Source organism: Azonexus hydrophilus DSM 23864 (assembly GCF_000429605.1).
In the GTDB taxonomy this organism is placed as follows: Bacteria; Pseudomonadota; Gammaproteobacteria; order Burkholderiales; family Rhodocyclaceae; genus Azonexus; species Azonexus hydrophilus.
Genome location: NZ_AUCE01000012.1, coordinates 179544 through 206168, shown reverse-complemented (window position 1 = coordinate 206168; position 26625 = coordinate 179544). Strand labels below are relative to the sequence as shown.

The 26625-nt window shown below is 64.1% G+C and carries 30 protein-coding genes and 1 pseudogene; 14 read left to right on the top strand and 17 right to left on the bottom strand.

Annotation, left to right across the window (positions count from 1 at the left end; all coding sequences use genetic code 11):
* Window positions 1–71: 71 nt before the first annotated feature.
* Window positions 72–362 carry a hypothetical protein gene (locus G471_RS0105045; RefSeq protein WP_028994372.1) on the top strand — a complete coding sequence of 97 codons (291 nt, stop codon included), beginning with the start codon at window positions 72–74 and terminating at the stop codon, window positions 360–362.
* Here G471_RS0105045 and G471_RS0105040 read toward each other — a convergent pair.
* The gene (locus tag G471_RS0105040; protein ID WP_028994371.1) at window positions 353–706 is read right to left on the bottom strand and encodes a RidA family protein; all 354 of its coding nucleotides are present in this window, start codon (window positions 704–706) and stop codon (window positions 353–355) included. The two genes, G471_RS0105045 and G471_RS0105040, sit on opposite strands and share 10 nt — an antisense overlap.
* Window positions 707–1049: 343 nt before the next feature.
* On the opposite strand from G471_RS0105040, the gene G471_RS0105035 reads away from it, so the two are divergent.
* From G471_RS0105035 to G471_RS0105010, 6 genes are all read left to right on the top strand, one after another.
* A complete protein-coding gene (locus tag G471_RS0105035; RefSeq protein WP_028994370.1) occupies window positions 1050–1637 on the top strand; it encodes a hypothetical protein in 588 nt (195 codons plus the stop codon).
* A gap of 8 nt (window positions 1638–1645) precedes the next feature.
* Complete coding sequence (locus G471_RS0105030; protein WP_028994369.1) at window positions 1646–2782, top strand: efflux RND transporter periplasmic adaptor subunit; 1137 nt, start codon at window positions 1646–1648, stop codon at window positions 2780–2782.
* A complete protein-coding gene (locus G471_RS0105025; RefSeq protein ID WP_028994368.1) occupies window positions 2783–3475 on the top strand; it encodes an ABC transporter ATP-binding protein in 693 nt (230 codons plus the stop codon).
* On the top strand, window positions 3462–4670 hold the full coding sequence (locus tag G471_RS0105020) for an ABC transporter permease (protein ID WP_028994367.1): 1209 nt from the start codon (window positions 3462–3464) through the stop codon (window positions 4668–4670). The genes G471_RS0105025 and G471_RS0105020 overlap by 14 nt, the downstream gene beginning before the upstream one ends.
* Before the next feature lie 2 nt (window positions 4671–4672).
* Window positions 4673–5872: an ABC transporter permease gene (locus tag G471_RS0105015; protein WP_028994366.1), complete on the top strand. Its 1200-nt coding sequence runs from the start codon at window positions 4673–4675 to the stop codon at window positions 5870–5872.
* A 74-nt stretch (window positions 5873–5946) separates the two neighbouring features.
* Window positions 5947–6384 carry a MaoC family dehydratase gene (locus tag G471_RS0105010; protein WP_028994365.1) on the top strand — a complete coding sequence of 146 codons (438 nt, stop codon included), beginning with the start codon at window positions 5947–5949 and terminating at the stop codon, window positions 6382–6384.
* Between the two features lie 78 nt (window positions 6385–6462).
* On the opposite strand, the gene G471_RS19440 is transcribed toward G471_RS0105010, so the two are convergent.
* Together G471_RS19440 and G471_RS0105000 are read right to left on the bottom strand one after the other, a co-directional pair.
* Window positions 6463–7575 (bottom strand): pseudouridine synthase, encoded by a 1113-nt coding sequence (locus tag G471_RS19440; RefSeq protein WP_081700105.1) that lies wholly within the window; start codon window positions 7573–7575, stop codon window positions 6463–6465.
* Entirely contained in the window at window positions 7572–7916 is a 345-nt protein-coding gene (locus G471_RS0105000; protein ID WP_028994363.1) for an FKBP-type peptidyl-prolyl cis-trans isomerase, read from the bottom strand. Before G471_RS0105000 ends, G471_RS19440 begins: the two co-directional genes overlap by 4 nt.
* A gap of 128 nt (window positions 7917–8044) precedes the next feature.
* On the opposite strand from G471_RS0105000, the gene rplU reads away from it, so the two are divergent.
* The 4 genes from rplU to proB all read left to right on the top strand — a co-directional run bounded on the left by rplU (window position 8045) and on the right by proB (window position 10898).
* Window positions 8045–8356: a 50S ribosomal protein L21 gene (gene rplU / locus G471_RS0104995; protein WP_011289195.1), complete on the top strand. Its 312-nt coding sequence runs from the start codon at window positions 8045–8047 to the stop codon at window positions 8354–8356.
* Between the two features lie 21 nt (window positions 8357–8377).
* A complete protein-coding gene (rpmA, locus tag G471_RS0104990) occupies window positions 8378–8641 on the top strand; it encodes a 50S ribosomal protein L27 (protein WP_028994362.1) in 264 nt (87 codons plus the stop codon).
* A 68-nt stretch (window positions 8642–8709) separates the two neighbouring features.
* Window positions 8710–9783 (top strand): Obg family GTPase CgtA, encoded by a 1074-nt coding sequence (gene cgtA, locus G471_RS0104985; RefSeq protein ID WP_028994361.1) that lies wholly within the window; start codon window positions 8710–8712, stop codon window positions 9781–9783.
* Window positions 9780–10898, top strand: coding sequence for a glutamate 5-kinase (proB, locus tag G471_RS0104980; protein WP_028994360.1), 1119 nt, complete (start codon window positions 9780–9782; stop codon window positions 10896–10898). Before cgtA ends, proB begins: the two co-directional genes overlap by 4 nt.
* Window positions 10899–11045: 147 nt before the next feature.
* On the opposite strand, the gene G471_RS0104975 is transcribed toward proB, so the two are convergent.
* The 8 genes from G471_RS0104975 to rpe all read right to left on the bottom strand — a co-directional run bounded on the left by G471_RS0104975 (window position 11046) and on the right by rpe (window position 17962).
* A complete protein-coding gene (locus tag G471_RS0104975; protein WP_028994359.1) occupies window positions 11046–12146 on the bottom strand; it encodes a porin in 1101 nt (366 codons plus the stop codon).
* Window positions 12147–12381: 235 nt separating this feature from the next.
* Complete coding sequence (locus G471_RS0104970; RefSeq protein ID WP_028994358.1) at window positions 12382–12711, bottom strand: nucleotidyltransferase domain-containing protein; 330 nt, start codon at window positions 12709–12711, stop codon at window positions 12382–12384.
* Window positions 12711–13133, bottom strand: a complete 423-nt coding sequence (locus G471_RS16755; RefSeq protein WP_043420899.1) for a nucleotidyltransferase substrate binding protein — start codon at window positions 13131–13133, stop codon at window positions 12711–12713. Before G471_RS16755 ends, G471_RS0104970 begins: the two co-directional genes overlap by 1 nt.
* A 30-nt stretch (window positions 13134–13163) precedes the next feature.
* Window positions 13164–13952 (bottom strand): indole-3-glycerol phosphate synthase TrpC, encoded by a 789-nt coding sequence (gene trpC / locus G471_RS0104960; protein ID WP_028994357.1) that lies wholly within the window; start codon window positions 13950–13952, stop codon window positions 13164–13166.
* A complete protein-coding gene (trpD, locus tag G471_RS0104955; RefSeq protein WP_028994356.1) occupies window positions 13949–14977 on the bottom strand; it encodes an anthranilate phosphoribosyltransferase in 1029 nt (342 codons plus the stop codon). The genes trpC and trpD overlap by 4 nt, the downstream gene beginning before the upstream one ends.
* On the bottom strand, window positions 14974–15546 hold the full coding sequence (locus G471_RS0104950) for an aminodeoxychorismate/anthranilate synthase component II (RefSeq protein WP_028994355.1): 573 nt from the start codon (window positions 15544–15546) through the stop codon (window positions 14974–14976). Before G471_RS0104950 ends, trpD begins: the two co-directional genes overlap by 4 nt.
* A gap of 10 nt (window positions 15547–15556) precedes the next feature.
* Window positions 15557–17032 (bottom strand): anthranilate synthase component I, encoded by a 1476-nt coding sequence (gene trpE / locus G471_RS0104945; protein ID WP_028994354.1) that lies wholly within the window; start codon window positions 17030–17032, stop codon window positions 15557–15559.
* A 228-nt stretch (window positions 17033–17260) separates the two neighbouring features.
* Window positions 17261–17962, bottom strand: coding sequence for a ribulose-phosphate 3-epimerase (gene rpe / locus G471_RS0104935; protein ID WP_028994353.1), 702 nt, complete (start codon window positions 17960–17962; stop codon window positions 17261–17263).
* A gap of 35 nt (window positions 17963–17997) precedes the next feature.
* Between rpe and apaG the strand changes: the two genes are divergently transcribed.
* Together apaG and G471_RS18620 are read left to right on the top strand one after the other, a co-directional pair.
* Window positions 17998–18381, top strand: a complete 384-nt coding sequence (gene apaG, locus G471_RS0104930) for a Co2+/Mg2+ efflux protein ApaG (protein WP_028994352.1) — start codon at window positions 17998–18000, stop codon at window positions 18379–18381.
* On the top strand, window positions 18382–18975 hold the full coding sequence (locus G471_RS18620) for a class I SAM-dependent methyltransferase (RefSeq protein WP_081700104.1): 594 nt from the start codon (window positions 18382–18384) through the stop codon (window positions 18973–18975).
* Between the two features lie 21 nt (window positions 18976–18996).
* Here the strand turns inward: G471_RS18620 and ydiK are convergent.
* The 4 genes and pseudogenes from ydiK to G471_RS0104905 all read right to left on the bottom strand — a co-directional run.
* Window positions 18997–20031: pseudogene (gene ydiK / locus G471_RS16750) on the bottom strand (AI-2E family transporter YdiK); the annotation flags it as partial.
* Between the two features lie 3 nt (window positions 20032–20034).
* Window positions 20035–21261, bottom strand: a complete 1227-nt coding sequence (gene argJ / locus G471_RS0104915) for a bifunctional glutamate N-acetyltransferase/amino-acid acetyltransferase ArgJ (protein ID WP_028994350.1) — start codon at window positions 21259–21261, stop codon at window positions 20035–20037.
* Window positions 21262–21326: 65 nt separating this feature from the next.
* Complete coding sequence (gene secA / locus G471_RS0104910; protein ID WP_028994349.1) at window positions 21327–24032, bottom strand: preprotein translocase subunit SecA; 2706 nt, start codon at window positions 24030–24032, stop codon at window positions 21327–21329.
* A gap of 106 nt (window positions 24033–24138) precedes the next feature.
* A complete protein-coding gene (locus tag G471_RS0104905) occupies window positions 24139–25062 on the bottom strand; it encodes a M23 family metallopeptidase (RefSeq protein WP_028994348.1) in 924 nt (307 codons plus the stop codon).
* Here G471_RS0104905 and G471_RS19015 point away from each other — a divergent pair.
* A complete protein-coding gene (locus tag G471_RS19015; protein WP_342663994.1) occupies window positions 25010–25507 on the top strand; it encodes a DciA family protein in 498 nt (165 codons plus the stop codon). The genes G471_RS0104905 and G471_RS19015 overlap by 53 nt on opposite strands.
* On the opposite strand, the gene G471_RS0104895 is transcribed toward G471_RS19015, so the two are convergent.
* Window positions 25494–25682 (bottom strand): hypothetical protein, encoded by a 189-nt coding sequence (locus G471_RS0104895; protein WP_028994346.1) that lies wholly within the window; start codon window positions 25680–25682, stop codon window positions 25494–25496. The genes G471_RS19015 and G471_RS0104895 overlap by 14 nt on opposite strands.
* A 7-nt stretch (window positions 25683–25689) precedes the next feature.
* Window positions 25690–26604 carry a UDP-3-O-acyl-N-acetylglucosamine deacetylase gene (lpxC, locus tag G471_RS0104890; RefSeq protein ID WP_028994345.1) on the bottom strand — a complete coding sequence of 305 codons (915 nt, stop codon included), beginning with the start codon at window positions 26602–26604 and terminating at the stop codon, window positions 25690–25692.
* Window positions 26605–26625: the final 21 nt, after the last annotated feature.

Genomic DNA, 26625 nt, shown 5'->3' with positions numbered 1-26625 from the left:
AACAATATCCGCATATATAGCACAGTCACGGACGACTTGCCGGCCTTCACCTTGATGCCGCATCATGCGCCGTGCGCGAAATCATCCTGGAACTGCATCGCGAGGCCCCTGCCAAGCCCGCCGAAGGCCAGCCCTGCAATGGCTGCGGGGTTTGCTGCGCACTCGAAACCTGCCCACTCGGCCGCTTGCGCTTCCTGCAGCGGCGCGGCCCGTGCCCGGCGCTGACCTGGTCGGCGGATGCGCAGCGCTATCACTGCGGACTGCTGCTGGCCCCCGGCGCCGACAGCTTGCTCGGCCGACTCTGCGCCCGCTGGATATCGGCCGGCAGCGGCTGCGACTGCAGCGCCGAAGTTCAGCCCTGAGCGATGGCGGCGGTCAGCGCAATTTCGACACGGTATTCCGGTTTCGCCAGTCTGGCCTGGACGCAGGCGCGGGACGGCGCACAACCTTCAGGCACCCAGGCATCCCAGACGGCGTTCATGGCATCGTAGTCGGCCATGTCGGCCAGATAGATCGTCGCCATCAGCAAATGGCGCTTGTCGCTGCCAAGTTGCGCCAGCAAACGCTCGACGCTGGCCAGCATGTCGGCGGTCTGCTCGGCGACGCCGGCATCGGCCAGCGCAGAAACTTCGACGAGGTAGACGGTGCCGTTGTGCACCACGGCATCGGAATAGCGGCGCGTCGTGCCGTAACGTTGAATCGACATTTCCCGTTCCTGAAAACGTGAAGCCCATGCGGTTGAGGCATGGGCTTCGTTTGCTGCAACCCCGACACACCCGGTCGGGGCAATCGGCATTACGCCGTATGGGGAGTACTACACGGTAATCTCAAGAAATGCTTCCTTTGACAACTGCCATAGAATCTCCTGCAACGCAGCATTGACTGCCACTGCATGTCGGGCTTGCTGCACACTCGACACAGCTTCAGCTTACCACTCTGAAAATAAAAAACCAGCCTGTTTTTTTCTCCAGCAAATTCCCTTGCGCCATGTTTGGTCAATCCCGTGCAATCGGCGAGAATGGCAGGATTCGCACCACGCCAACGGGATCATGGACAACCTGATCAAGGACACTGCAACGCTGGAGCTTTTCTGCTGGCTCGACGCAGGCGCCGACCTGCCCGGCTGGGACATCCTCAAGGGCAGCCCCTTCGGCGCCACACTGGCCGCGCCGCAGGGTGGTGCACCGAGCGCCGGCGACCAATTGCTGTCGGTGCAGAATTATTTCGCCGAGTACCACCTCGAATATTTCCGGCAACGGCGCTACAACCATTTCCCCAGCCGCCTGCATGCCCTGCTGCAGTTCGCCACCCGTACCGACGCGATGACCTTCCGCCACAAGCATCCGGATCGCGTCTTCGGCAAGAACCTCTCCTGCTCGCGGACCAAGGGCGCCTACATCTGCTCCTTTCACGATGCCAGCTGGCTCGATTATTTACGCCTGCCGCACAGCCTGTCGCTCGAAGCCCTCGACGAAGTCGCCGAGCACTACTGGTCGGGCCGCACCGTCGAGGAAGTCGGCCTGACCTTCATGAACGAACCCTGGCAGGAGCCGCCGGTGATCGAGGCGCTATACCAGGGCAGCCTCGAACCGGTGTGGGGCCACGAACAATCCGGCTGGCTGCCCGGCTTCAGATAGGAAATCCCATGCGTCGCCTCGTCACCATTCTGATCATCGTCGTCATCCTGGCCGCTGCGGCTTTCTGGCTAACTCGCCCCAAGCCGATCGCCGTCACCGTCGCCAGCGTCGGCACCGGCACCGTCGAGGCCACACTAGCCAATACCCGCGCCGGCACAGTCGAGGCGTGCCAGCGCACCAAACTGTCGACCATCGTCGGCGGGCGCATCGAATACCTCGGCGTCAAGGAAGGCGACAAGGTCGAGAAGGGCCAATTGCTGCTCAAGCTGTGGAACGACGACCAGCAAGCCAGTTCGACGCTGGCCGCCGCCCAGGTGACGCTGGCGGCGAAGCGCGCCGAGGAAGTGTGCATTGCTGCGGTCAACGCCGAAAAAGAGGCAAAAAGGCAAGCCGAACTGCGCGCCCGCGGCTTCGTCTCGCCCAGCCGCGAGGAAAGCGCCCGCACCGACGCCGAGGTCCGCCGGGCTGCCTGCGCCACAGCGCGCGCCGACATCGCCCAGGCCGAAGCGCGGCTCAAATCGACCCGCGTCGACCAGGGCCGGGTGGCCTTGTACGCGCCCTTTGCCGGCACGGTAGCCAAGATCGTCGGCGAACTGGGCGAATACTCGACACCGTCACCGCCGGGCGTGCCGACACCGCCGGCAATCGACCTGTTCGACGCCTCCTGCCTCTACGTCAAGGCGCCGATGGACGAAGTCGATGCACCCAAGATCGCGGTCGGACAACCCGTGCGCATTACCCTCGATGCGCTGCCCGGCAAGGTGCTGACCGGGACCGTCCGCCGTGTTGCCCCCTACGTCTCGGCCGTGGAAAAGCAGGCGCGCACCGTCGATATCGAAGTCGATTTCGCCAAGCCGGACGAAGCCGCCGGCCTGCTGGTCGGCTACAGCGCCGATGTCGAGATCATCCTGGCGACCCGGGAAAACGTCCTGCGCATTCCGACTGCGGCCATCCTCGAAGGCGGCAAGGTGCTGCTGCTGGAAGACGGCAAGCTGGTCGAACGCAGCATCAAGGCCGGGCTCGCCAACTGGGAACACACCGAGATCAGCGAAGGCCTGCAGGCCGGCGAACGCATCGTCACCTCGCTCGAACGCACGGGCGTCGTCGCCGGCGCCAAGGCGACGGAAGAACAAGCGGCACGCTGAATGGCGCTGATCGAACTGTCCGGGATCGAACGCCGGTTCCAGCTCGGCGACACCACGGTACGAGCGCTGGCCGGCCTCGACCTGAGCATCTCGGCCGGCGAATACGTCGCCGTGATGGGTCCGTCCGGCTCGGGCAAATCGACGCTGCTCAACCTGCTCGGCCTGCTCGACCGCCCCAATGCCGGCAGCTACCGGCTGGAAGGGCGCGACGTGACGACCCTGAGCGCCGACGAACAGGCGCAGGTGCGCAGTACGCGCATCGGCTTCGTCTTCCAGAGTTTTCATCTGGTGCCACGCCTGACCGCCGCCGAAAACATCGCCCTGCCGATGATGCTGGCCGGCATCGCACGCAGCGAGCGCGACCGCCGGGTCACCGAGGCACTGAAGAACTTCGGCCTGGACCAGCGCGCCGACCACAAACCCGACCAACTCTCCGGCGGCCAGCGTCAGCGCGTCGCCATCGCCCGGGCGACGATCATGCAGCCGGCGCTGATCCTCGCCGACGAACCGACCGGCAACCTCGACCGGCACACCGGCGAGGAAGTGGTCAATCTGCTCGAAGCCCTGAACGCCAGCGGCGTCACCCTGGTCGTCGTGACCCACGACCCGCAGATGGGCGAACGCGCCCGCCGCCAGCTGGTCATGGAAGACGGGCGCCTCAAGCACGACAGCGCCGCGCATGCGCCTGCCTGACATCCTGCGTTTCGCCCGCGACGCCGCCACCGGCTACCCGGTGCGCACGGCGCTGTCGGTGCTGGCGATGGCCATCGGCGTCGCCGCCGTGGTGCTGCTGACGGCACTCGGCGACGGTGCCCGACGTTACGTCGTCGGCCAGTTCTCGTCGCTCGGCAGCAACCTCGTCATCGTCCTACCCGGGCGCACCGGCACCGGCGGCTTCAACCCGGCGACGGCGATCACCAATACGCCACGCGACCTGACCATTGACGACGCCGGTGCCCTCCGCCGCGCGCCGGCCGTGCACCGCGTCGCCCCGCTCGCCGTCGGCACCTCGGAAATCAACTTCGGCGGCCGGCTGCGCGAAGTCATGGTCGCCGGCACCACGCGCGACTATTTCGCCATCCGCGATTTCGACCTCGCCCAGGGTGACGCGCTGCCCGAGGAAGACTGGAACCGCGGCTCGGCGGTCGCGGTGATCGGCGCCACCATCCGCGCCGAACTGTTCGGCAGCGCGCCGGCGGTCGGCCAGTTGGTGCGCATCGGCGACCGGCGCGTGCGCATCGTCGGCGTCCTCAAGTCGACCGGCCAGGGGCTGGGCATGAATACCGACGAACTGGTCATCGTCCCGGTCGCCTTCGCCCAGGCAATGTTCAACAGCAACACGCTGTTCCGCGTACTGGTCGAGGCGCGCAGCCGCGACGCCATTCCGCAGGCGCGCGACCAGACACTGACGATCCTGACCCAGCGCCATCGCGGCGAGGAAGATGTCACGGTGATCACCCAGGATGCCGTCCTGGCCACCTTCGACAAGCTGCTCGGCGCGCTGACGCTGGCCGTCGCCGGCATTGCCGCGATCAGCCTGGCGGTGGCCGGCATTCTGGTGATGAACGTGATGCTCGTCGCGGTGACACAGCGCACCGGCGAAATCGGCCTGCTCAAGGCGCTCGGCGCGCCGGCGCGAACCATCCGCCTGGCTTTCCTGACTGAAGCGGCGATGCTGTCGGCGGTCGGCGCCCTCCTTGGTTATTTGCTCGGCCAGCTAGGCGCCTTTGCCCTGCGTCAGATCTTCCCGATCTTTCCCGCCTACCCGCCCGACTGGGCGGTGATCGCCGGCCTGTCCACCGCCATCGGCACCGGCCTGCTGTTCGGCTTCCTGCCAGCCCGCCGCGCCGCCCGGCTCGATCCGGTGCAGGCGCTGATGAAGCACTGAGCATGGATCTCCGCGACGCCATCCGCCTTGCCGCCCGCGCCGTCACTGCGCAGCGGCTGCGCAGCTTCCTGACGCTGCTCGGCATCGCCGTCGGCATTGCCTCGGTGATCCTGCTCACCTCGATCGGCGAGGGCATCCACCGCTATGTGCTGGGCGAATTCAGCCAGTTCGGCACCAACGTCGTGACCATCGCGCCGGGCAAGACGAAAACCGGCGGCGCCCCCTCCGGCCTGCCGTCGAGCGCCCGCCCGCTGACGCTGGAGGATGCGCAGTCGCTGGCCCGCCTGCCGCATGTCGTCGCGGTGACGCCGAACATCAAGGGCAACGCCGAAATCCAGGGCAACGGACGCACCCGACGCACGCTGGTCTCCGGCGTCAGCGCCGATTCTGCCGCCGTTTTCCGCCTGGCTGCGCGCAGCGGCCAGTACCTGCCCGCCGACGATGCCGGCAATGCACGCGCCTTCGTCGTCCTCGGCGCCAAGCTGAAGGAAGAACTGTTCGGCGCCGACAATGCACTCGGCCAGCGCATTCGCATCGGCGGCCTGCAGTTCCGCGTGATCGGCATCATGGAAGCCAAGGGCCAGTTCCTCGGCATCGACCTCGACGACACTGCCTTCATCCCCGCTGCCCGCGCCCAGGAACTGTTCAATCGCGAGGGCGTGGACGAAATCAATGTCGCCGTCGCCGAGAATGCCCCGTCGGCAGCGGTCGCCAGCCAGATTCGCCGGCACCTGATCGAACGCCACGGCCGCGAGGATTTCACCATCGTCACCCAGGAAGAGATGCTGAAGACGCTGTCCAACATCCTCAACGTGCTGACCCTGGCCGTCGGCGCGCTCGGCGGCATTTCGCTGCTGGTCGGCGGCGTCGGCATCGTCACCATCATGACCATCGCCGTCACCGAGCGCACCGGCGAAATCGGCCTGCTGGTCGCCCTCGGCGCCCGCCGGCGCACCATCCTCGGGCTGTTTCTCGGCGAAGCCATCGCCCTCTCGGCGCTGGGCGGGGCGCTCGGCTTGCTACTCGGCATCGGGCTGGCGCAACTGATCCACCTGCTGGTACCGGCGCTGCCAGTACATACGCCGCTCAGTTTCGTGCTGCTCGCCGAGGGCATCGCCATCGCCATCGGCCTCGCCGCCGGCGTACTGCCCGCCCGGCGCGCGGCCAGACTCGATCCGGTCGAAGCCCTGCGCACCGAATGACAGCCATACGCTGACGTATGTTAGAGTTTATTTTTCTGCCGCAACCACTTCGATAAAGAATCAGGAGTCACAGCATGACCTATCACATCGACCAACTGCACCCCGGTATGTCCGCAAGCACTTCCAAGACCGTGACCGAAGCCGACATCATCCTGTTCGCCGGCATCTCGACCGACGTCAATCCGGCCCACCTCGACGAGGAATACTGCAAGGGCACGATGTTCGGCACCCGCATCGCCCATGGCATGCTGTCGGCCGGCTTCATCTCCGCCACCCTGGCCAACAAGCTGCCCGGGCCCGGCACCATCTACCTGTCGCAGACGCTGAAGTTCAAGGCCCCGGTCAAGCCGGGCGACACCGTCACCGCCACGGTCACCGTGCGGGAAGTCAACACCGCCAAGAACCGCGTCATCCTCGACACCGTGTGCACAGTTGCCGGCAAGACCGTGATCGAAGGCGAATGCCTGATGATGCCGCCGGTGCGTAGCGCCGCACCGACCGGCACCGTCTGAGCTGGCAGCCGACTCGTTCAAAAAAAACGCCGGCAATTTGCCGGCGTTTTCGTTGCTGTGCCTTATGTGCTGAAAAGCTTAAAACGCTTCGTCGGCACGCAGGAAACGCCACTGCCCCATGGGCAGGTCGCCGAGGCGGATGCGGCCGATGCGCACACGCTTCAGGCCGACCACCTTGAGACCGACCAGTTCGCACATGCGGCGGATCTGCCGCTTCTTGCCTTCCTTGAGGATGAAGTGCAGCTGGTCCTCGTTCAACTGTTTGACCCAGGCCGGCTTCAAGGCCTTGCCGTCAAGTTCCAGGCCATGGCGCAGCAGTTCCAGGCCGCCCTTGATCATCTCGCCGGAGACACGCACCAGATATTCCTTCTCGGCATCGCTGTCCTCGCCGATCAGACGCTTGGCGACACGACCGTCGCTGGTCAGCACCAGCAGGCCGGTCGAATCGACATCGAGCCGACCGGCCGGCGCCAGGCCGCGCAGCATCCACGGCTTGAACTCGGGACCGCCCGATTGCGGCACCTGGTTTTCTGCGGTGATCAGCGTCACCGCCGGAATGCAGCCCGGCTCAGGCTGACCGGAAACGTAACCGATCGGCTTGTGCAGCAGGATGGTGACCGCTTTGGCCTGATCCTTCTTGGCCTCGGTCGAGACTTCGATGCGCGCATCCGGATCAATCCGCGAACCGAGTTCGCTGACCTGCTCGCCATTGACGAACACCCAGCCGCGTTCGATCCACAGATCGGCCTCGCGCCGCGAGCACATGCCACGTTCGGACATCACCTTGGACAGCCGCGTCCCTTCGGGTGGCGGGCCGGAGCGAACGACCGGCGCCGCCTTTTTCGCCGGCCGGGCCGCCGGACGCTCAAGTGGCGCCGCAGCTGTCATCGGCTTGCGTACCGGCGAGCCGCCGCGCAAGGGCGTGCGCTTGCCGGGCGCTTCCGAACGCAGACCGGCTTTCACGCCCAGCGTGCCGGCCGGCTTGGTTTTCACCTCGGCGGTGACCTCCAGGTCGGCCGCAGCCTCATCCGCTGGCCGCTTGTCGGCCACCGGGCGTTCCGGCGCTTTGGCCGGCCGTGCTCGCGCCGGGGCGGATTTTTCCGCGACAGGCGGTTCCGCTTTCTCGGCGGCAGGCACGGCCGAACCGGCCGGCTGGCGCCACTTGGCCCAGGGATCGTCAGCCTGGGTCATTGCAGATCGAGGAGTTCGACCTCGAAGACCAGCGTTGCATTCGGCGGGATGACGCCGCCAGCGCCACGGGCGCCGTAACCGAGGTGAGCCGGAATGGTCAGCTTGCGGGTGCCGCCGATCTTCATGCCCTGGACGCCTTCGTCCCAGCCCTTGATGACATGGCCCTGGCCGAGCGGAAACTGGAAGGGATCGTTGCGATCCTTGCTCGAATCGAACTTGCTGCCGTCGGTCAGCCAGCCGGTGTAGTGCACGGTGACGAAAGCGCCGGCGGCGGCGACAGCGCCGCTGCCTTCAACGGTGTCTTCGTAGATCAGGCCGGAGGCCGTGGTGATTTCAGCCATGAGATGCTCCTTTGCGAAAGGCCGAAATTCTAGCACAAGCCCTTGAAAGGCTTTGACTTTCATAAACTTCTACGTATAATGCGCGGTTCTTTGTAGCACCCTTTAGATTTATTTTCGGAGTCCAACCCATGTATGCGGTCATAAAAACCGGCGGCAAGCAGTATCGCGTTTCCGCTGGCCAAAAACTCAAAGTAGAACAGATACCGGCAGACGTTGGCGCAGAAGTTACCCTTGACCAGATCCTCATGGTAGGCGAAGGCGAGTCGGTAAAGATCGGCGCCCCCTTCCTTGCTGGCGCCACCGTCAAGTGCACCGTGGTTTCCCACGGCCGCCACGACAAGGTCAAGATCTTCAAGATGCGCCGTCGCAAGCACTACCAGAAGCGTCAGGGCCATCGTCAGAACTATACCGAACTGCGCATCGACACGATCGCTGCCTGAGTTCAGAGAAGGAGCTAGCAAATGGCACACAAAAAAGCAGGCGGCAGTTCGCGTAACGGCCGCGACTCACAGGCACAACGACTCGGCGTCAAGCGCTACGGCGGTCAATTCGTTCTCGCCGGCAACATCATCGTTCGCCAGCGCGGTACCGAATTCCACCCGGGCGAAAACGTCGGCATGGGCAAGGACCACACCCTGTTCGCGCTGAAGGATGGCACCATCCAGTTCGCCATCAAGGGCGAAAAGAAGCGCCGCACGGTCACCATCGTTCCGGCTGCCGAATAATTCGGACCGGCGGAACCCAGAAGCCCTATCCGCCGGATAGGGCTTTTTAATTTTCAGAGGCGGAAAGCATGAAGTTCATTGACGAAGCAAAGATCTACGTTAAAGCCGGCGACGGCGGCAACGGCATCGCCACCTTCCGCCGCGAAAAATACATCCCGATGGGTGGCCCCAACGGCGGCGACGGCGGTCGTGGCGGCAGCGTGTACGTGATTGCCGACCGCAACATCAACACCCTGGTCGATTACCGCTACACCCGCAAGTTCCTCGGCCAGCGCGGCGAGAACGGCGGCAGCGCCGACTGCTACGGCAAGGGCGGCGATGACATCTTCCTGCGCATGCCGGTCGGCACCGTGGTCACCGACCTCAACACCGGCGAAATCCTCGCCGACCTCGACGTGCACGACAAGAAGGTCCTGCTCGCCAAGGGCGGCAAGGGCGGCCTCGGCAACACCCATTTCAAGTCGTCGACCAACCGCGCGCCGCGCCAATGCACCAAGGGCGACCCCGGCGAGGAATTCGAGGTCAGCCTGGAACTGCGCGTGCTCGCCGACGTCGGCCTGCTCGGCCTGCCCAACGCCGGCAAGAGCACGCTGATCCGGGCCGTCTCGTCGGCCCGGCCGAAGGTCGCCGACTACCCGTTCACCACGCTGCACCCCAACCTCGGCGTGGTCCGCGTCGGCGCCGAGAAGAGCTTCGTCATGGCCGACGTGCCCGGACTCATCGAAGGCGCCGCCGACGGTGCCGGCCTCGGCATCCGCTTCCTCAAGCACCTGCAGCGCACGCGCATCCTGCTGCACCTGGTCGACATTGCACCGATCGATCCCGATGCCGACCCGGTCAAGGACGCCAAGGCCATCGTCGGCGAACTGGTCAAGCACGACCCGGCGCTGGCCGACAAGCCGCGCTGGCTGGTCCTCAACAAGCTCGACCTGATTCCCGAGGAAGACCGCGAAAAGGCGGTCAAGGATTTCCTCAAGGCCTACAAGAAGGCCACCAAGTACGACGGCCCGGTGTTCCCGATCACTGCCATCACCGGCGACGGCACCAAGCCGCTGATCTACGCGATCCAGGAAGCCCTCGAACAGATGGCCCGCCCGGAAATCGCCGACGACGACGAAGACACGCCCGCCGAGGAACAATGAGCCGCAGCCGCCTCGCTTCCGCCAAACGCCTGGTCGTCAAGGTTGGCTCGGCGCTCGTCACCAGTAACGGCAACGGCCTCGACCTCGCCGCCATCGACAGTTGGGCGCGCCAGATCGCCGCGCTGCGCGAACAAGGACGCGAGGTCATCCTCGTCTCCTCCGGCGCCGTCGCCTGCGGTGTCCAGCGCCTGGGCTGGGGCCGCCGGCCGAAGACCGTGCATGAAAAACAGGCCGCTGCCGCCGTCGGCCAGGCCGGTCTGGTCGAAGTTTACGAAGCCGCGTTCAGCAAGCACGGCCTGCACACCGCGCAGATCCTGCTCACCCACGACGACCTCGCCGACCGCAAGCGCTACCTGAACGCCCGTGCCACGCTGAACACCCTGCTCGGCCTGGGCGTCATCCCGATCATCAACGAAAACGACACGGTGATCACCGACGAAATCAAGTTCGGCGACAACGATACGCTGGGCGCCCTGGTCGCCAACCTGCTCGAAGCCGACGCCCTGATCATCCTCACCGACCAGAAGGGCCTGTACACGGCCGACCCGCGCAAGGATCCGGCGGCGACGCTGATTCAGGAGGCCAGCGCCGGCGACCCCACGCTCGAAGCCATGGCCGGTGGCGCCGGTAGCCGCGTCGGCACCGGCGGCATGATCACCAAGGTCATCGCCGCCAAGCGCGCGGCGCGCAGCGGCGCCGACACCGTGATCGCCAGCGGCCACGAAAACGATCCCATCTTGCGCCTGGCTGCCGGTGAAGCACTGGGCACCCTGCTCGTCGCCCAGACGCCGCCCCTGGCCGCACGCAAGCAATGGCTGGCCGACCACCTGCAACTAGCCGGCCGCCTCGTACTCGACGACGGCGCCGTCAAGGCCCTGAAATCCGGAAAAAGCCTGCTGCCGGTCGGCGTCTCGGCCGTTGAGGGCGATTTCGAGCGCGGCGCAGCGGTTGCCTGCATCGCCCCCGACGGCCACGAAATCGCCCGCGGCCTGGCCAATTACGGCAGCGGCGAAGCCCGCCTGATCGCCCGCAAGGCGACCCACGAAATCGAAGGCATCCTCGGCTACATCGACGAGCCGGAAATGATCCATCGCGACAATCTGATCCTGGTTTGAAATCGGGCTGACAACAAAAAACCACGCCAACATGAGCGTGGTTTTTTTATTGTCCCGTTTCCAGGGCCGAAGCTTTCATGAACCCCAATAGAAAACGGCCACTCCGAAGAGTGACCGTTTCAGTTTTCTAAAACCAGCTAGGCTAGATTAGAAGGAGTGACGCAGACCAACCATGAAGCCGGTGTAGTCACGACCAGCAGCGGCCGGAGCAGCAGCAGCAACCGGGTTGTTGTAGAAGCGATAATCAGCACCAGCGTTGTTCGACAGCTTGCTGTAACGGGCGTGAGCGGTGGTGCGCTTGCTCAGGCTGTAGGTACCGACCAGGGTCCAGATGTTGGCGCTGGAATCAGCAACCGTACCGGTTTGGGTCTTGATCTTGTTGGACTTGGCCCACTCCAGACCAACGGCAGCTTGGCCGAAGGACTGCAGAACACCCAGCGAGTAGGCAGCGCGCTTGAAGTAAGCACCAGCCACGTCGGTTTCAGCCTTGGTGTTGTCGTACAGGGCGGTAACCTTGGTGTTGGTCGGGAAGCTGTAGGTAGCAGCCAGACGCCAGACAGCGGCATCAGCTTCAACGTTACCAGCGGTACCAACCGGGGAACCGTTCTGGACCTTGTGGTAGCCAGCGCCGACGTACAGCGGGCCGTCTTCGTACTGACCGGCAACTTGCCACTGACGGGCTTCGCCTTGACCAGCACCGTTCGGGTTCACTTCGCCGTTGACGTAAGCAACGGTAGCGTTGAAACCACCGAACTTCGGCGAAACATAGGCCAGGGCATTTTGAGCACGCTCATCAGCACCGGTCTTGGTGGTGCCGATAGCGCCGGTGATCGAGCCGACGGTACCGAAACCAGCGGCGCCCGGAAGGATTTCAACCTTGGAGCCCATGGCACGCAGCGGGTGCGTCAGGTTACCGGCAACGAAGGTACCGAAACCGCCGGTCAGGCCGATGTAGGTGTCACGACCACCACCCCAACCGCCGTTGGTGTCGGTGTTGATACCAGCTTCGAACTGGAACAGAGCCTTCAGGCCGTTGCCCAGGTCTTCCGTGCCACGGAAGCCGATGTTGGAAGAGTTGTTGTCAAGACGGCCAACATTCTTTTGACCTTGAGCACCAGCGGCGCTGTCATTGGACTTGACCCAGGCCTGGCCCAGATCGACCGTACCGTAAACGGTAACGTTGGACTGCGCGAAGGCAGCGGAAGAAGCCAGAGCGGCAACGGCCAGAGCAATAATCTTCTTTTGCATCAGAAAATCTCCTTAGTGGTTAGTTTTTAGCCGACTCCAAGGAGCCGGCTAAGCTTTACCTCTCGGATCGAGAAGTTGAGAAGCATTGTGCAAGCCCGACTGCCAAGGGGCAAGGCTTAATCCCGGACCTTTCCTGATCAAGCTGACATCTGTTGCATCAATGCAACAAGATCATGCAAAAAGTCTGAAAAACCGAAAAACCGGGGTCAGACCGCGGTTTTACGCAGTTTCGGTTTTACGCGGTTTTCTGACCGAACAAGGTAATACCCACGCGCGCCACATGCGCCAGCAGCTCGGGGTTATCAACCTCGTGTGCCATCACGACATCGATCTTCCAGGGCAGGAGCAGATCATCGAGTCGGGTTTCCAGGCCAAGTCGCCGCCCCGGATTCAGCGTTGGCGCTTCGATGAAGAGATCGATATCCGAACCTGGGCGTTGATTTCCCTTGGCTCGCGAACCGAAGAGTTGCACACGCTCCACTTCCGGATACATAGCCAGCACGCCCACGATGGCTGCCAGCGCATATCCGGGCAACCCGGCGGCGGGCGCTTCGCGGGATTTCATCAGGTCGGCACCCGTTGCTGCATGCTTGTTTGCAGCGCCAGCAACAAGGGGTGATAGCTCGCGATAATCGCATCGGCAATGGTGTTGGCAACCTGCTGGTTGTAGGTATGCGACGACTGATTACGGCTTCGTATCATCGCCATCCAGGCTTCGCCATCGTCGATCAAGCCAGCGGCAAATGCTTCCCGGGTGGCATCGCGCGAACCGGTGATGCCGGAAGTGCCTTGCCAGTAGAAATAGTCCTTGAGAAGATTCCAGGCCAGTTCATGAGTGAACTCGAACGCCTGAATCAACCCCTGCTGCTCCAGGGAAGATAGCGTGCGCTGCCCTGCCAGCTCAACTGCCTCTGAGAGACGGCAGAGCGCCAGCGTGTAGTTGGAAAGACGCTGCACCCAGCGAACATCTGCATCCGATCCAGTCATGACTTCCTCCCAAAACCAATCCGGATGTTATCAGGCAAACAATCTGGCCAGCTCTTCCCCCGGCTCGTCCGCGCGCATGAAAGCCTCGCCCACCAGGAAGGCGTTGACCGCGTGTTCGCGCATCAGGGCGACGTCTTCCGGCTTCAGGATGCCGCTTTCGGTGACCACGATGCGCTCCTGCGGAATCCTTGCCAGCAGGCCGAGGGTGGTGTCGAGGGTGACGTCGAAGGTGCGCAGGTTGCGGTTGTTGATGCCGAGCAGCGGCGTCTGCAACTGCAACGCGGCATCGAGTTCCTCGCCGTTATGGACTTCGACCAGCACCGCCATGCCGTAGTCCATGGCCTGGCGCTCCAGTGCCTGCATTTCCGCCAGACTGAGCGCGGCGGCGATGAGCAGGATGGCGTCGGCGCCCATGGCGCGGGCTTCGGCGACCTGGTAGGCATCGACGATGAAGTCCTTGCGCAGTACCGGCAGGTTGCAGGCGGCGCGGGCGGCCTGAAGGTATTCTGGCGCGCCCTGGAAATACTGGCGGTCGGTCAGCACCGACAGGCAGGCGGCGCCGTGAGCGGCGTAGCTGCGGGCGATGTCGGCCGGGCGGAAGTCGGCACGAATGATCCCCTTGGACGGACTGGCCTTCTTGATTTCGGCGATCACTGCGGGCTGAGCGGCGGCGATTTTGGCGCGGATGGCGCCGACGAAGTCGCGCGGGGCGGCTTGTTGCGCGGCTTCGGCATCAAGTGCGGCGAGCGGCTTGAGCGCCAGACCGGCAGCGATTTCCTCGTGCTTGGTGGCGATGATCTTGTTCAGGATGTCGCTCATGCGGCCCCCAGGCGTTGCGTGGATTCGACGAACTGCGCCAGCTTGGCCCGGGCGGCGCCGCTGGCGATGGCTTCGCGCGCCTTGGCGATGCCGTCGGCGATGCTGTCGGCGACGTTGGCGACGTAGAGCGCAGCGCCGGCATTCAGGCAGACGATTTCGCGGGCAGCACCCGGCTGATTGTCCAGGGCGGCAAGCATCATCGCCTTCGACTCGTCGGCGCTGCCGACGCGCAGGTTCCTGAGCGACATCATCTGCAGACCGAAGTCTTCCGGGTGCACTTCGTATTCGCGAACTTCGCCATCTTTCAGCTCACCGATCAGCGTCGTCGCGCCGAGCGAGATTTCGTCGAGGTTGTCCTTGCCGTGCACGACCAGCACGCGCTCGGCGCCGAGGCGCTGCATGACGCGCACCTGGATGCCGACCAGGTCCGGGTGGAAGACACCCATCAGCGTATTCGGCGCGGCCGCCGGGTTGGTCAGCGGACCGAGGATGTTGAAGATGGTGCGCACGCCCATTTCGCGGCGCACCGGCGCGACGTGCTTCATCGCGCTGTGGTGGTTGGGCGCGAACATGAAGCCGATGCCGCACTGTTCGATGCACTCGGCGACCTTTTCCGGCGACAGGTTGATGTTGGCACCGAGCGCTTCGAGCACGTCGGCGCTGCCCGAGCGCGACGAGACGCTGCGCCCGCCATGCTTGGCGACCTTGGCGCCGGCGGCGGCGGCAACGAAGATCGAGGTGGTGGAAATATTGAAGCTGTGGGCGGCGTCGCCGCCGGTGCCGACGATATCGACGAAGTGCTTGTCGTAGGGCACCTTGACCGGCGTCGCCAGCTCGCGCATGACGCTGGCGGCGGCGGCGATCTCGCCGATGGTTTCCTTCTTGACGCGCAGTCCGGTGACGATGGCGGCGATCATCACCGGCGAGACTTCGCCGCTCATGATCTGGCGCATCAGCGAAACCATTTCGTCGTGGAAGATTTCGCGATGCTCGATGACGCGCTGGAGGGCGGCTTGCGGGGTCATGGCTGGTGCTCCTCGAGGAAGTTGTTGAGCAGGTCGTGACCGCGTTCGGTCAGAATCGATTCCGGGTGGAACTGGACACCTTCGACGGCCAGCGTCTTGTGGCGCACGCCCATGATCTCGCCGTCCTCGGTCCACGCGGTGATGTCGAGACAATCGGGCAGGCTGGCGCGCTCGATGGCCAGCGAATGGTAACGGGTGCAGGTCAGCGGATTGGGCAGGTTGCGGAAGACGCCCTCGTTCTTGTGGTGCACCGGCGACACCTTGCCGTGCATCAATGTCTTGGCGTGCACGATGCGCCCGCCGAAGGCTTCGCCAATCGACTGGTGGCCGAGGCAGACGCCGAGCAGCGGAATCTTGCCGGCGAACTCCTTGATCGCCGCCAGCGACACCCCGGCCTGCGCCGGCGCGCAAGGGCCGGGCGAAATGACCAGGTAGTCGGGCTTGAGACGGGCGATCTCGGCCAGCGTGATGGCGTCGTTGCGGAAGACTTTCACCTCTTGCCCGAGTTCGCCGAAATACTGGACCAGGTTGTAGGTGAAGCTGTCGTAGTTGTCGATCATCAATAACATGGTGCGCCCCTCAATCCATCCGCGTGTTCAGGCCCTGCTCGGCCAGTTCGGCGGCGCGCAGCACGGCACGCGCCTTGTTCCGGGTTTCTTCCCATTCGGAATGCGGATCGGAGTCGGCGACGATGCCGGCGCCGGCCTGGACGTGCAGCTTGCCATCCTTGACCACGGCGGTGCGGATGGCGATGGCCAGGTCCATGTCGCCGTTGAAGCCGAGGTAGCCGACCGAACCGGCGTAGACACCGCGCTTGACCGGTTCCAGTTCGTCGATGATCTCCATCGCCCGCACCTTGGGCGCGCCGGAGACGGTACCGGCCGGGAAAGTTGCCTTCAGTACGTCGACCGCATCGAGGCCCTTCTCCAGCCGACCTTCGACGTTGGAGACAATATGCATCACGTGCGAATAGCGTTCGATGACCATGCGCTCGGTCAACTTGACGCTGCCGATCCTGGCGACGCGACCGCAGTCGTTGCGGCCGAGGTCAAGCAACTGGGTGTGCTCGGCCAGTTCCTTGGCGTCCGACAGCAGGTCTTCGGCCAGCGCAGCATCTTCTTCCGGCGAGGCGCCACGCTTGCGGGTGCCGGCAATCGGACGCACGGTGACGCGGTCGCCTTCCAGCCGCACCAGGATTTCCGGCGAGGCGCCGACGACGTGGTAGTCCTCGAAGTCGAAATAGAACATGTAGGGCGACGGGTTGAGGCTGCGCAGTGTCCGGTACAGCGCCAGCGGGCTGGCGTGGAAGGGTTTGGTCATGCGCTGCGACAGCACCACCTGCATGATGTCGCCGTCGGTGATGTAGTCCTTGGCCTTCTTCACCGCCTGCTTGAACGCCGCCTCGCCAAATACCGACACCGCCGGCTCCGAATGCGCCGGCTTTTCGGCGGGAATGGTCACCGGCTGGCGCAGCCTGGCCAGCAATTCCTTGAGCCGGGCGCGCGCCTTCTGGTAGGCGCCGGGGAAACCGGGTTCGGCATAGACGATCAGCGTCAGCTTGCCGGACAGGTTGTCGACGACGGCGATTTCCTCGGACAGCAACAGCTGGATGTCGGGCGTGCCGATTTCATCCGGGCGCTGGGTCTTGGTCAGCTTGGTCTCGATGTAGCGGATCGTGTCGTAGCCGAAGCAGCCGACCAGTCCGCCGAGGAAGCGCGGCAGGCCGGTCGCCTCGGGCGCCCGGAAGCGCTTCATGTAGCTGTCGATGAAGTCGAGCGGGTTGGCGTCGTGTTCGCGCTCGGCGATGCGGTTGCCGGTCAGCACCAGCACCTCGTGGCCCTGGACGACGATGCGCGTCGACGCGGCCAGGCCGATGATGGAATAGCGGCCGAAGCGTTCGCCGCCCTGCACCGATTCGAGCAGGTAAGTGAACGGCCCGTTGGCGAGCTTCAGGTAGATCGACAGCGGCGTGTCGAGATCGGCAAACGTTTCCAGCGTGACGGGAATACGGTTGTAGCCTTGCGCGGCGAGCGCGTTGAATTCGGTTTCGGTCATGGAATACCTCGGGTACGACAAGGATGACGGGGTGCTGCAACTGGGTGCGCCGACAGACTCGGCGCCAGACGGGCGAGAGTTTATGGACGCCAGGGGCGCCAACGAAGCTCGATGATCCAGTTGCGGGAGGCAGTCATTTGTCGTGAGGTGTAGAGAAGGCCCGGCCGAAGGCGACGGGTGGAGCGCAGTCTAGCGCATGCGCTTTGCCGCTGTCCACCCGGTAGCGCCTCAGACTTTGGCCAGTTCGCTGCGCAGGGCGCCGATGATCGAGTCGTAACGGTGCGCATCGCTGTCCTTGCCGGCGCCATAGACGGCCGAACCGGCGACGAAGGCATCGACCCCGGAACGGGCGATTTCGGCGATGTTGCCGGTATTGACCCCACCGTCGATCTCGAGGCGGATGCGCCGGCCGCTGTCGCGTTCGTAGGCATCGAGCTTGGCCCGGGCTGCACGCGCCTTGGCCAGCGTGCCGGGGATGAACTTCTGACCGCCGAAGCCGGGGTTGACGCTCATCAGCAGGACGACGTCCAGCTTGTCCATGACGTAGTCCATGTAATCGAGCGGCGTCGCCGGGTTGAAGACCAGGCCAGCCTGGCAGCCGGCATCACGAATCAGCGACAGCGTGCGGTCGATGTGCTCGGAGGCTTCCGGGTGGAAGGTGATGATGTTGGCGCCGGCCTTGGCGAAATCGGGAACGATGCGATCGACCGGCTTGACCATCAGGTGCACGTCGATCGGCGCATCGGTGCACGGGCGGATCGCTTCGCAGACCAGTGGTCCGATGGTCAGGTTGGGAACATAATGGTTGTCCATCACGTCGAAGTGAATCCAGTCGGCGCCGGAGGCGATGACGTTGGCCACTTCCTCGCCCAGTTTGGCGAAATTGGCGGACAGAATGCTCGGCGCGATGACAAAATCCCTGGCTGACATGATGGTTTTCCGAAAACAAGAGGCGAAATTATCCCATGACCGACCCCGACAAGTACCAGATTGAAATCATCCCGACCCCGCAATTCATCCCGGAACAATCCGACCCGGAAGAAAACCGCTACGTCTTCGCTTACACGATATCGATCCGCAACACCGGCAGCGTGCCGGCGCAACTGGTGTCGCGGCACTGGATCATCACCGACGCCAACAACCAGGTTCAGGAAGTCCGTGGCCTGGGTGTCATCGGCAAACAACCGCTACTGCAACCGGGCGAGCGTTTCGAGTACACCAGCGGCTCGTCGTTGACCACGCCGGTCGGGACGATGCGCGGCACCTACCAGATGGTCGCCGAGGACGGCACGCACTTCAATGCAGAAATCCCGGAATTTGTTCTAGCCATCCCGCGTGCCCTGCACTGAATGGGACTGCAGCACAGTTACCGGCTGATTGCGCCGTTCTACGACCTGGCCATCGAACGGACGACACGCTCGCCGCGCCAGCGCAGCCTGGCCGCGCTGCCTGCGACACCGGGCCGGATTCTGCTGGCGGGCGTCGGCACCGGCCTCGATCTGCCGCACCTGCCGACACAGCACCGCTACGTCGGCGTCGACCTGACCGGCGCCATGCTCAGACGCAGCCTGCCGCGCGCCCGGCACCTGGATTTCAAGGCGGTACAGGGCGACATGCATTGTCTGCCATTTGCCGATGCCAGTTTCGATGCCGTGATCGCCCACCTGATCTTGGCGGTCGTGCCGCAGCCGGCGCTATGCCTGGCGGAAATTTCACGAGTTCTGAAACCCGGCGGCGAGGCCCTGATCCTCGACAAGTTCCTGCGCCGGCAGCAGAAAGCGCCGTTACGGCGCCTGCTCAACCCCCTGGCGCGGCGTATCGCCACCCGGCTCGACGTGGTTTTCGAGGACCTGCTCGACGGCGAGTCCGGCCTCGCCCTGCGCGAGGACAGCCCGGCCCTCGCCGGCGGCTGGTTCCGACGGATCCGCCTGGTCCGGCGCTGAATCGTCGCCGAGGGCATCGGCGATCCAGGCCTGGAGCAAGGTCCAGGTAATCGCCAGGACGACCGGGCCGACGAAGATGCCGATCAGGCCGAAGCCAAGCATGCCGCCGATGACACCGGCGAAAATCAGCAGCAACGGCAGGTCGGCGCCGCGACGGATGAGCATCGGGCGCAGGAAGTTGTCGAGGCTGCCGACGATCACGCTCCATACGACGAGGAAGATCGCCCAGCCGGTATCACCCGTCCAGAACAGCCAGCCGGCGGCCGGCAACAGGATCAGCACCGGCCCGATCTGGGCGATGCACAGCATCAGCATCAGGGCCGACAGCAAGGCGGCGAACGGCACGCCGGCCACCGCCAGACCCAATCCGCCGAGCACCGTCTGCACCAGCGCGGTCACGCCGACGCCGAGCGCCACCCCACGGATCGCCTGAGCGGCCAGGATCACCGAGTTCTCGCCGCGCACACCGGCCAGGCGACGGCCAAAACGGCGCACCAGCCGGGCGGCCGGCTCGCCACCGGAATACATGATGGCGGCAATGGTGACGATCAGCAGAAACTGCACCAGCATGCCGCCCAGACCACCGACCTGAGCGAGCGCCCACTTGCCGGTGTCGGCAGCATAGGGCGTGACCTGGGCGATCAGACCATCGGTGCCGCCAGCAGCCAATTGCGCCCACAGCGCCGCCAAGGTGCCGCCGATCAGCGGCAGTTCGGCCAGCCAGTTCGGCAGCGGCGGCAGGCCGTTGGCGATCAGGTAATCGGCCGCTGCGCTCAAGGCATCGACATTGCCGGCGATGGTGTCGATCGCCAGCCACAGCGGCAAGACCAGCAACAACAGCATGGCCAGCGTCATCAGGGCGATGGCCGGCAGGCGCCGGCCGCCGAGACGCGCTTCAAGCGCCAAAAAGGCCGGCCAGGTGGCAACGACGATCATCGCCGCCCACACGCCGGCGGCCAGGAAAGGCCGCAGCACCCACAGCGACAGTCCGGCCAGCCCGACGACAAAGAAGATTGCCAGGGTGTTGCGGGTCAGGTCGCGGTGGATGTCGCGCATGGCTTACGAGCGGTAGTCGGCGTTGATCTTGACGTAGTCGTACGAGAAATCGCAGGTGTAAACCTTGGCCGCCGCGTTGCCGCGACCGAGCGCGACGCGCACGGTGATCTCGGCCTGCGCCATCACCCGGGCGCCATCGGCTTCCTGGTAGGCAGCGGCGCGGCCGCCGTTCTCGGCAACCAGCACCTCGTCGAGCCAGACCTTGACGCCATCGACGTCGAGATCGGCAATGCCGGCGTAACCGACGGCGGCGAGGATGCGGCCGAGGTTGGGGTCGGAGGCGAAGAAGGCGGTCTTGACCAGCGGCGAATGACCGATGGCGTAGCCGACCTGGCGGCATTCCTCGATCGACTTGCCCCCCTCGACGGCAACAGTGATGAACTTGGTCGCGCCTTCGCCGTCGCGGACGATGGCCTGCGCCAGTTCGACCGACACGGCAATGATCGCGGCCTTGACCTCAGCCCAGCCGGCGTCGCTTGCCGCGGCGAAGCTGGCGCCCGACTGGCCGGTGGCGATCATCACGTAGGAGTCGTTGGTCGAGGTATCGCCATCGACGGTAATGCAGTTGAACGAGGCGTCGGCAGCTTCCTTGACCAGCTGGTCGAGCAGCGGCTGGGCGATGCCGGCGTCGGTGGCGAGGAAGCCGAGCATGGTCGCCATGTTCGGCTTGATCATGCCGGCGCCCTTGGAAATGCCGGAAATCGTGACTTTCTTGCCGTTGACCTCAACCACGCGCGAAGCCGCCTTGGCCACCGTGTCGGTGGTCATGATGCCGTGCGCGGCGGCATGCCAGTTGTCGCCCTTGAGATCGGCGAAGACGGCCGGCAGGCCAGCCTTGATGCGCTCGACCGGCAACGGTTCGAGAATAACGCCGGTGGAGAACGGCAGCACCTGCTCCGCCGCGACGCCGAGCAGTTCGCCGACCGCTTCGCAGGTCTGGCGGGCGGTCTGGCGACCGGGTTCGCCGGTGCCGGCGTTGGCGATGCCGGTGTTGATCACCAGGGCGCGGATTTCCTGACCGCTGGCCAGATGCTGGCGGCACAGCTGGACCGGTGCCGCGCAGAAGCGGTTCTGGGTGAACACCCCGGCCACCGTGCAGCCGGCGTCGAGGGCGACCAGCGTCAGGTCGCGGCGGTTCTTCTTGCGGATTTCAGCTTCGGCGACGCCGAGACGGACGCCGGCCACGGCGAACAGTTGATCGGCGGTCGGGGTAGCGTAGTTGACGGGCATGGTAAGAGCTCCAACAGCATCAAGGCACCGCTTAGGGTGCCTTGAATCGGGGGGTTATCGAATGATCAGGAAAGCTTGCCGTGACACTGTTTGTACTTCTTGCCGGAACCGCAGGGGCAGGGATCGTTGCGCCCGACCTTGGGGCCGTTGTGCTGCGGTTGCGCCGGTTTTTCCTCTTCGTCGGCCAGCGCCTCGTCGTAGCCGGCATGCTGGTACTTGACGTTGCTGACGTCGGCGTGCGGTGCGGTTTCCTCGACATCTTCGGGCGAACGGATCTGCACGGTGAAGACGATGCGGGTGACTTCGCGGCGCACGGCGTCGAGCATGGCCTCGAACAGTTCGAAGGCTTCGCGCTTGTATTCCTGCTTCGGGTTCTTCTGCGCGTAGCCGCGCAGGTGGATGCCCTGACGCAAGTGATCGAGCGCCGCCAGATGTTCCCGCCAGTGCATGTCCAGGCTCTGCAACATGACATTGCGTTCGAACTGGTGGAAGTTCTCGGCCCCGACCAGTTCGACCTTGGCCGCATAGGCTTCGTCAGCGCCGCGAATGATGCGCTCGAGGATTTCCTCGTCGGACAGGGTCGGCTCGTCCTTGAACCATTGCGCAACCGGCGCACCGATCTGCATGTCGGCAGCCAGCGCACGTTCCAGGCCTTCCATGTCCCATTGCTCTTCGACCGATTCCTCGGGCACGTAGAGCCGGAAGATTTCACGCAGCACGCTGTGGCGCATGGCGCCGACGGTCTCGGAAATGTCGTCGGTTTCCAGCAGTTCGTTGCGCTGCTGGTAGATGACCTTGCGCTGATCGTTGGCGACGTCGTCGTATTCGAGCAGTTGCTTGCGAATGTCGAAGTTGCGGGCTTCGACCTTGCGCTGCGCCGATTCCAGCGAACGGGTGACGAGTGGGTGCTCGATCGCCTCGCCTTCCGGCATCTTCAGCTTGTCCATGATGCTGCGCAGACGCTCGCCGGCGAAGATGCGCAACAGCGGATCGTCCAGGCACAGGTAGAAGCGCGACGAACCGGCATCGCCCTGACGACCGGCGCGACCGCGCAACTGGTTGTCGATGCGGCGCGATTCATGGCGTTCGGAACCGATGATGTGCAGACCGCCGGCAGCCAGCACCGCCTCATGCACCTGCTGCCACTCGGCCTTCATTTCGGCGAGCTTGGCGTCGCGGGCCTCCGCCGTCAGCGATTCGTCGTTGCGCACAGCGTCGAGCTGCTTTTCGACATTGCCACCGAGGACGATATCGGTACCGCGACCGGCCATGTTGGTGGCGATGGTGATCATGCCCGGACGACCGGCCTGGGCGACGATCTCGGCTTCGCGGGCGTGCTGCTTGGCGTTGAGCACCTGGTGCGACAGCTTTTCCTTGTCGAGCAGGGCCGACAGAAGCTCCGACGACTCGATCGAGGTCGTACCGACCAGCACCGGCTGGCCGCGCTTGGCGCAGTCGCGGATGTCGGCGACGATGGCCGCGTTCTTCTCGTCCATGGTCTTGTAGACCAGGTCGTTCATGTCCTTGCGCGCCATCGGCCGGTTGGTCGGAATGACCACCGTTTCCAGCGCGTAGATCTGCTGGAATTCGTAGGCTTCGGTATCAGCCGTGCCGGTCATGCCGGCGAGCTTGCCGTACATGCGGAAGTAGTTCTGGAAAGTGATCGAGGCCAGCGTCTGGTTCTCGGCCTGGATCTGCACGCCTTCCTTGGCTTCGACTGCCTGGTGCAGACCGTCCGACCAGCGGCGACCGGCCATCAGGCGACCGGTGAATTCGTCGACGATGATGACTTCGCCGTTCTGGACGACGTAGTGCTGATCCTTGTTGAACAGGGTCAGCGCGCGCAGTGCCGCATTCAGGTGGTGCATCAGCGTGATGTTGGCGGCGTCGTACAGGCTGCTGCCCTCGGCCAGCATGCCGGCCTGGGCCAGCAGAACTTCGGCGCGCTCGTAACCGGATTCGTTGAGGTGCACCTGGTGCGCCTTCTCGTCCACCCAGTAGTCGCCCTCGCCCTTTTCTTCCATCGCCCGCGTCAGTTGCGGGACGATGTCCTTCATGCGCAGATAGAGGTCGGTGTGGTCGTCGGCCTGGCCGGAAATGATCAGCGGCGTCCGCGCCTCGTCGATCAGGATCGAGTCCACTTCGTCGACGATGGCGTAATTCAGGCCGCGCTGGACACGTTGTCCGGCGGCATAGACCATGTTGTCACGCAGGTAGTCGAAGCCGAATTCGTTGTTGGTGCCGTAGGTGATGTCGGCAGCGTAAGCCGCCTGCTTGGCCTCGTGATCCATCTGCGACAGGTTGATGCCGACCGAGAGCCCGAGGAAACGGTGCAGCCGGCCCATCCATTCCGCGTCGCGGCTGGCCAGGTAATCGTTGACCGTGATGACATGCACACCCTTGCCGGAAATCGCGTTCAGGTAGGACGGCAGCGTGGCAACCAGGGTCTTGCCTTCGCCGGTGCGCATTTCGGCGATCTTGCCGTAGTGCAGGACCATGCCGCCAATCAACTGGACATCGAAATGGCGCATGCCAAGTGCCCGCTTGCTCGCCTCGCGAACCACGGCAAAGGCTTCGGGCAGCAGGTCGTCAAGGGTCTCGCCATCGGCATGGCGCTTTCTGAATTCGTCGGTCTTGGCCTTGAGCTGGGTGTCATCCAGCGCCGCCATCTGCGGCTCGAGCGCATTGATGCGCTTGACGGTCAGGGAATACTGCTTGATCAGCCGATCGTTGCGGCTGCCGAAAATCTTTTTGAGTAGGCCGGATATCATCGCGATGGAATAGGTTTATTGCACAGACGTGAGCAATGGAGCCGGGATTCTAGCATGCCCGACCGAGGTGTCGGGGGCGCTTGCCGGCCATGGCCGGCAAGCCGGGTCAGCGACGTTGCAAGCGGGCGAAGTCCTCGCCCCGCTTGAGGAAGGTGGCCGGATTCTGCGGCACACCGAGCATACGCACTTCGAAATGCAGATGCGGCCCGGTCGACCGACCGGTGGTCCCGACTGCACCAATCTTTTCCCCGCGCCGCACGATCTGCGACTCGACAACATCCATGGCCGACAGGTGAGCGTAGCGGGAAATCAGACCGTCGCCATGATCGACGTCGATCATGTTGCCGAATTCCTGGTGATATGAAGCCGTCAGCACCACGCCGTCGGCAGCAGCCACCACCGGCGTTCCCGTCGGCGCCGAGAAGTCCAGCCCGTCATGACGCGAGCGCAGACCCGAAAACGGATCGTTGCGATAGCCGAAACTCGATCCGAAGACCGCATTCCTGACCGGCAAGGTGGTCGGCATCAGGCGCTCTTCAACGCGCTTTTCCAGCAACTTGAATTCCATGAAGGCAAGATCGTCGGCCTGGCGATCAACCGCCGTGGCCAGGCGCTCGATTTCCTGCTGCAACTCAGTCGCCGACAACGGCGCCGGCAGGAAAGGCCCACCCTGACCGGGCTTCTCGGCGGCTTCGGCAGCCGGCTTGGACTTGATGCCAGCCAGATCGGAAACGCGATCGCCCAGGGTATCGAGTTGCAGCAGACGCCCCTGCAATTCCCCCAGGCGGGTTGCCATCAGATTGAGGTTGTTGGTGATGTAATCGCGGGTCTGGCGGGTTTCCTGCTGCTGCACGGAAAGCAGGATGTTCTCGACAATCGGCAAACGGAAATGCAGGGAAATGAACGAGAAGAACGCCGACGACAGGAACACCAGGACAAAGAAAACTGCGAGCGCCCCGAGCACGTGCCGGGGCATAATGGTGATCGTACGCGCCGACTTGAGATGGCGTGAAACAACGATAATCTGCACGGATCCTCCTATGTACAAAGCGCCAGCGCATTACCTCGACGCCGATGCCGCAGTTGGCCGGGTCATGGCCCATGCCAGGCTGCTGATGAAGCTCTCCAGCCGATTCGACGAGCTTGCCCCCGGTGCGCTGCGCCATGCTGCGCATGTCGCCAACTACAAGTCGGGGAAAATCGTTATCCACGCCGAAAATGGCGCGGTCGCCGCAAAATTGCGCCAGATGAGCCGGCGACTTTGTGGCGAATTATCTATAGAAGGCGCCGAGTGTAACGACATCGAAGTAAAAGTTCAACCTCGACAATCCTCATATCGATCAACGACTTCCACGAGCAAGCCGATTTCCGGGCGCGCCGCGGACAGTTTACGGGCCGCTGCCGAAGCCATGCCGCCGGGCAAATTGCGCCAGGCAATCGACACATTGTTGCAGCGTTCGATCAGAGCGGAATGATCGCCAGGCGCTCGACGAACATCAGCGCGAAGACCAGCAGGGCGAAGACCAGGCCGTAGCGGAACAGGCGCCAACTGAACGAGAGATAGGCCCGGTTACCGGTGAATACATAGAGCAGGATGCCGGCGCCGACGGCGATGACCAGGATGACCGCGAGCAGGCGCAGCATCCACATGGCGGAATCAGGCGGCCTGGGCCAGCCAGCGGGTGACGCCCTGCGGGGCCAGGGCGGATTCGGCGAAGCTGACCAGCTCCCAGGCGTCCTGCTGTTGCAGCAAGGCGCGCGCCAGCTGATTGTTCAGCGCATGACCGCCCTTGTGCGACGAATACGCGGCGAGCAGCGGGTGGCCGAGCAGGTAGAGGTCGCCGACCGCGTCGAGAATCTTGTGCTTGACGAACTCGTCGCCGTAACGCAATCCGTCCTGGTTGAGGACGCGGAATTCGTCGAGGACGATCGCGTTCTCGAGACCACCACCCAGCGCCAGACCGTTCTCGCGCAGGTATTCGACTTCCTGCATGAAGCCGAAGGTGCGCGCCCGCGACACTTCACGGACGTAGGAGTGCTCGGCAAAATCAACCACCGCCTGCTGTGCCGACTTGTCGATGGCCGGGTGATTGAAGACGATGGAAAAGCTCAGGCGATAGCCGTCATAGGGCTCGAAACGCGCCCACTTGTCGCCGTCATTGACCTCGATCGGACGGGTGACGCGGATGAATTTCTTGGCGGCATTCTGTTCTTCGATGCCAGCCGACTGGATCAGGAACACGAAGGGCGCCGCCGAGCCATCAAGAATGGGCACTTCCGGGGCGTCGATGTCGATCCAGGCATTGTCGATGCCGAGGCCACAGAGCGCCGACATCAGGTGTTCGATGGTGCCGACCTTGACCCCGTCGCGCTCCAGGCAGGAACACATGCGGGTGTCGCCGATCAGGACCGCTTGCGCGGGAATATCGACAGGTTCGGGCAGGTCAACGCGACGGAAGACGATACCGGTATCCGGTGCGGCCGGCCGCAAGGTCAGATTGACCTTGACGCCGCCATGCAGACCGACGCCCGAGGCGTGGATCACAGTCTTCAGCGTACGTTGCTTGAGCATTATTGTTTTAAGTCTTTGAAT

Excerpts from the sequence above, each read along its gene's own strand:
- G471_RS0105040 (WP_028994371.1), bottom strand. The coding sequence starts at position 706 with ATGTCGATTCAACGTTACGGCACGACGCGCCGCTATTCCGATGCCGTG.
- G471_RS0105035 (WP_028994370.1), top strand. The coding sequence starts at position 1,050 with ATGGACAACCTGATCAAGGACACTGCAACGCTGGAGCTTTTCTGCTGG.
- G471_RS0105030 (WP_028994369.1), top strand. The coding sequence starts at position 1,646 with ATGCGTCGCCTCGTCACCATTCTGATCATCGTCGTCATCCTGGCCGCT.
- G471_RS0105025 (WP_028994368.1), top strand. The coding sequence starts at position 2,783 with ATGGCGCTGATCGAACTGTCCGGGATCGAACGCCGGTTCCAGCTCGGC.
- G471_RS0105020 (WP_028994367.1), top strand. The coding sequence starts at position 3,462 with ATGCGCCTGCCTGACATCCTGCGTTTCGCCCGCGACGCCGCCACCGGC.
- G471_RS0105015 (WP_028994366.1), top strand. The coding sequence starts at position 4,673 with ATGGATCTCCGCGACGCCATCCGCCTTGCCGCCCGCGCCGTCACTGCG.
- G471_RS0105010 (WP_028994365.1), top strand. The coding sequence starts at position 5,947 with ATGACCTATCACATCGACCAACTGCACCCCGGTATGTCCGCAAGCACT.
- G471_RS19440 (WP_081700105.1), bottom strand. The coding sequence starts at position 7,575 with ATGACCCAGGCTGACGATCCCTGGGCCAAGTGGCGCCAGCCGGCCGGT.
- G471_RS0105000 (WP_028994363.1), bottom strand. The coding sequence starts at position 7,916 with ATGGCTGAAATCACCACGGCCTCCGGCCTGATCTACGAAGACACCGTT.
- rplU (WP_011289195.1), top strand. The coding sequence starts at position 8,045 with ATGTATGCGGTCATAAAAACCGGCGGCAAGCAGTATCGCGTTTCCGCT.
- rpmA (WP_028994362.1), top strand. The coding sequence starts at position 8,378 with ATGGCACACAAAAAAGCAGGCGGCAGTTCGCGTAACGGCCGCGACTCA.
- cgtA (WP_028994361.1), top strand. The coding sequence starts at position 8,710 with ATGAAGTTCATTGACGAAGCAAAGATCTACGTTAAAGCCGGCGACGGC.
- proB (WP_028994360.1), top strand. The coding sequence starts at position 9,780 with ATGAGCCGCAGCCGCCTCGCTTCCGCCAAACGCCTGGTCGTCAAGGTT.
- G471_RS0104975 (WP_028994359.1), bottom strand. The coding sequence starts at position 12,146 with ATGCAAAAGAAGATTATTGCTCTGGCCGTTGCCGCTCTGGCTTCTTCC.
- G471_RS0104970 (WP_028994358.1), bottom strand. The coding sequence starts at position 12,711 with ATGAAATCCCGCGAAGCGCCCGCCGCCGGGTTGCCCGGATATGCGCTG.
- G471_RS16755 (WP_043420899.1), bottom strand. The coding sequence starts at position 13,133 with ATGACTGGATCGGATGCAGATGTTCGCTGGGTGCAGCGTCTTTCCAAC.
- trpC (WP_028994357.1), bottom strand. The coding sequence starts at position 13,952 with ATGAGCGACATCCTGAACAAGATCATCGCCACCAAGCACGAGGAAATC.
- trpD (WP_028994356.1), bottom strand. The coding sequence starts at position 14,977 with ATGACCCCGCAAGCCGCCCTCCAGCGCGTCATCGAGCATCGCGAAATC.
- G471_RS0104950 (WP_028994355.1), bottom strand. The coding sequence starts at position 15,546 with ATGTTATTGATGATCGACAACTACGACAGCTTCACCTACAACCTGGTC.
- trpE (WP_028994354.1), bottom strand. The coding sequence starts at position 17,032 with ATGACCGAAACCGAATTCAACGCGCTCGCCGCGCAAGGCTACAACCGT.
- rpe (WP_028994353.1), bottom strand. The coding sequence starts at position 17,962 with ATGTCAGCCAGGGATTTTGTCATCGCGCCGAGCATTCTGTCCGCCAAT.
- apaG (WP_028994352.1), top strand. The coding sequence starts at position 17,998 with ATGACCGACCCCGACAAGTACCAGATTGAAATCATCCCGACCCCGCAA.
- G471_RS18620 (WP_081700104.1), top strand. The coding sequence starts at position 18,382 with ATGGGACTGCAGCACAGTTACCGGCTGATTGCGCCGTTCTACGACCTG.
- argJ (WP_028994350.1), bottom strand. The coding sequence starts at position 21,261 with ATGCCCGTCAACTACGCTACCCCGACCGCCGATCAACTGTTCGCCGTG.
- secA (WP_028994349.1), bottom strand. The coding sequence starts at position 24,032 with ATGATATCCGGCCTACTCAAAAAGATTTTCGGCAGCCGCAACGATCGG.
- G471_RS19015 (WP_342663994.1), top strand. The coding sequence starts at position 25,010 with ATGGTGATCGTACGCGCCGACTTGAGATGGCGTGAAACAACGATAATC.
- G471_RS0104895 (WP_028994346.1), bottom strand. The coding sequence starts at position 25,682 with ATGTGGATGCTGCGCCTGCTCGCGGTCATCCTGGTCATCGCCGTCGGC.
- lpxC (WP_028994345.1), bottom strand. The coding sequence starts at position 26,604 with ATGCTCAAGCAACGTACGCTGAAGACTGTGATCCACGCCTCGGGCGTC.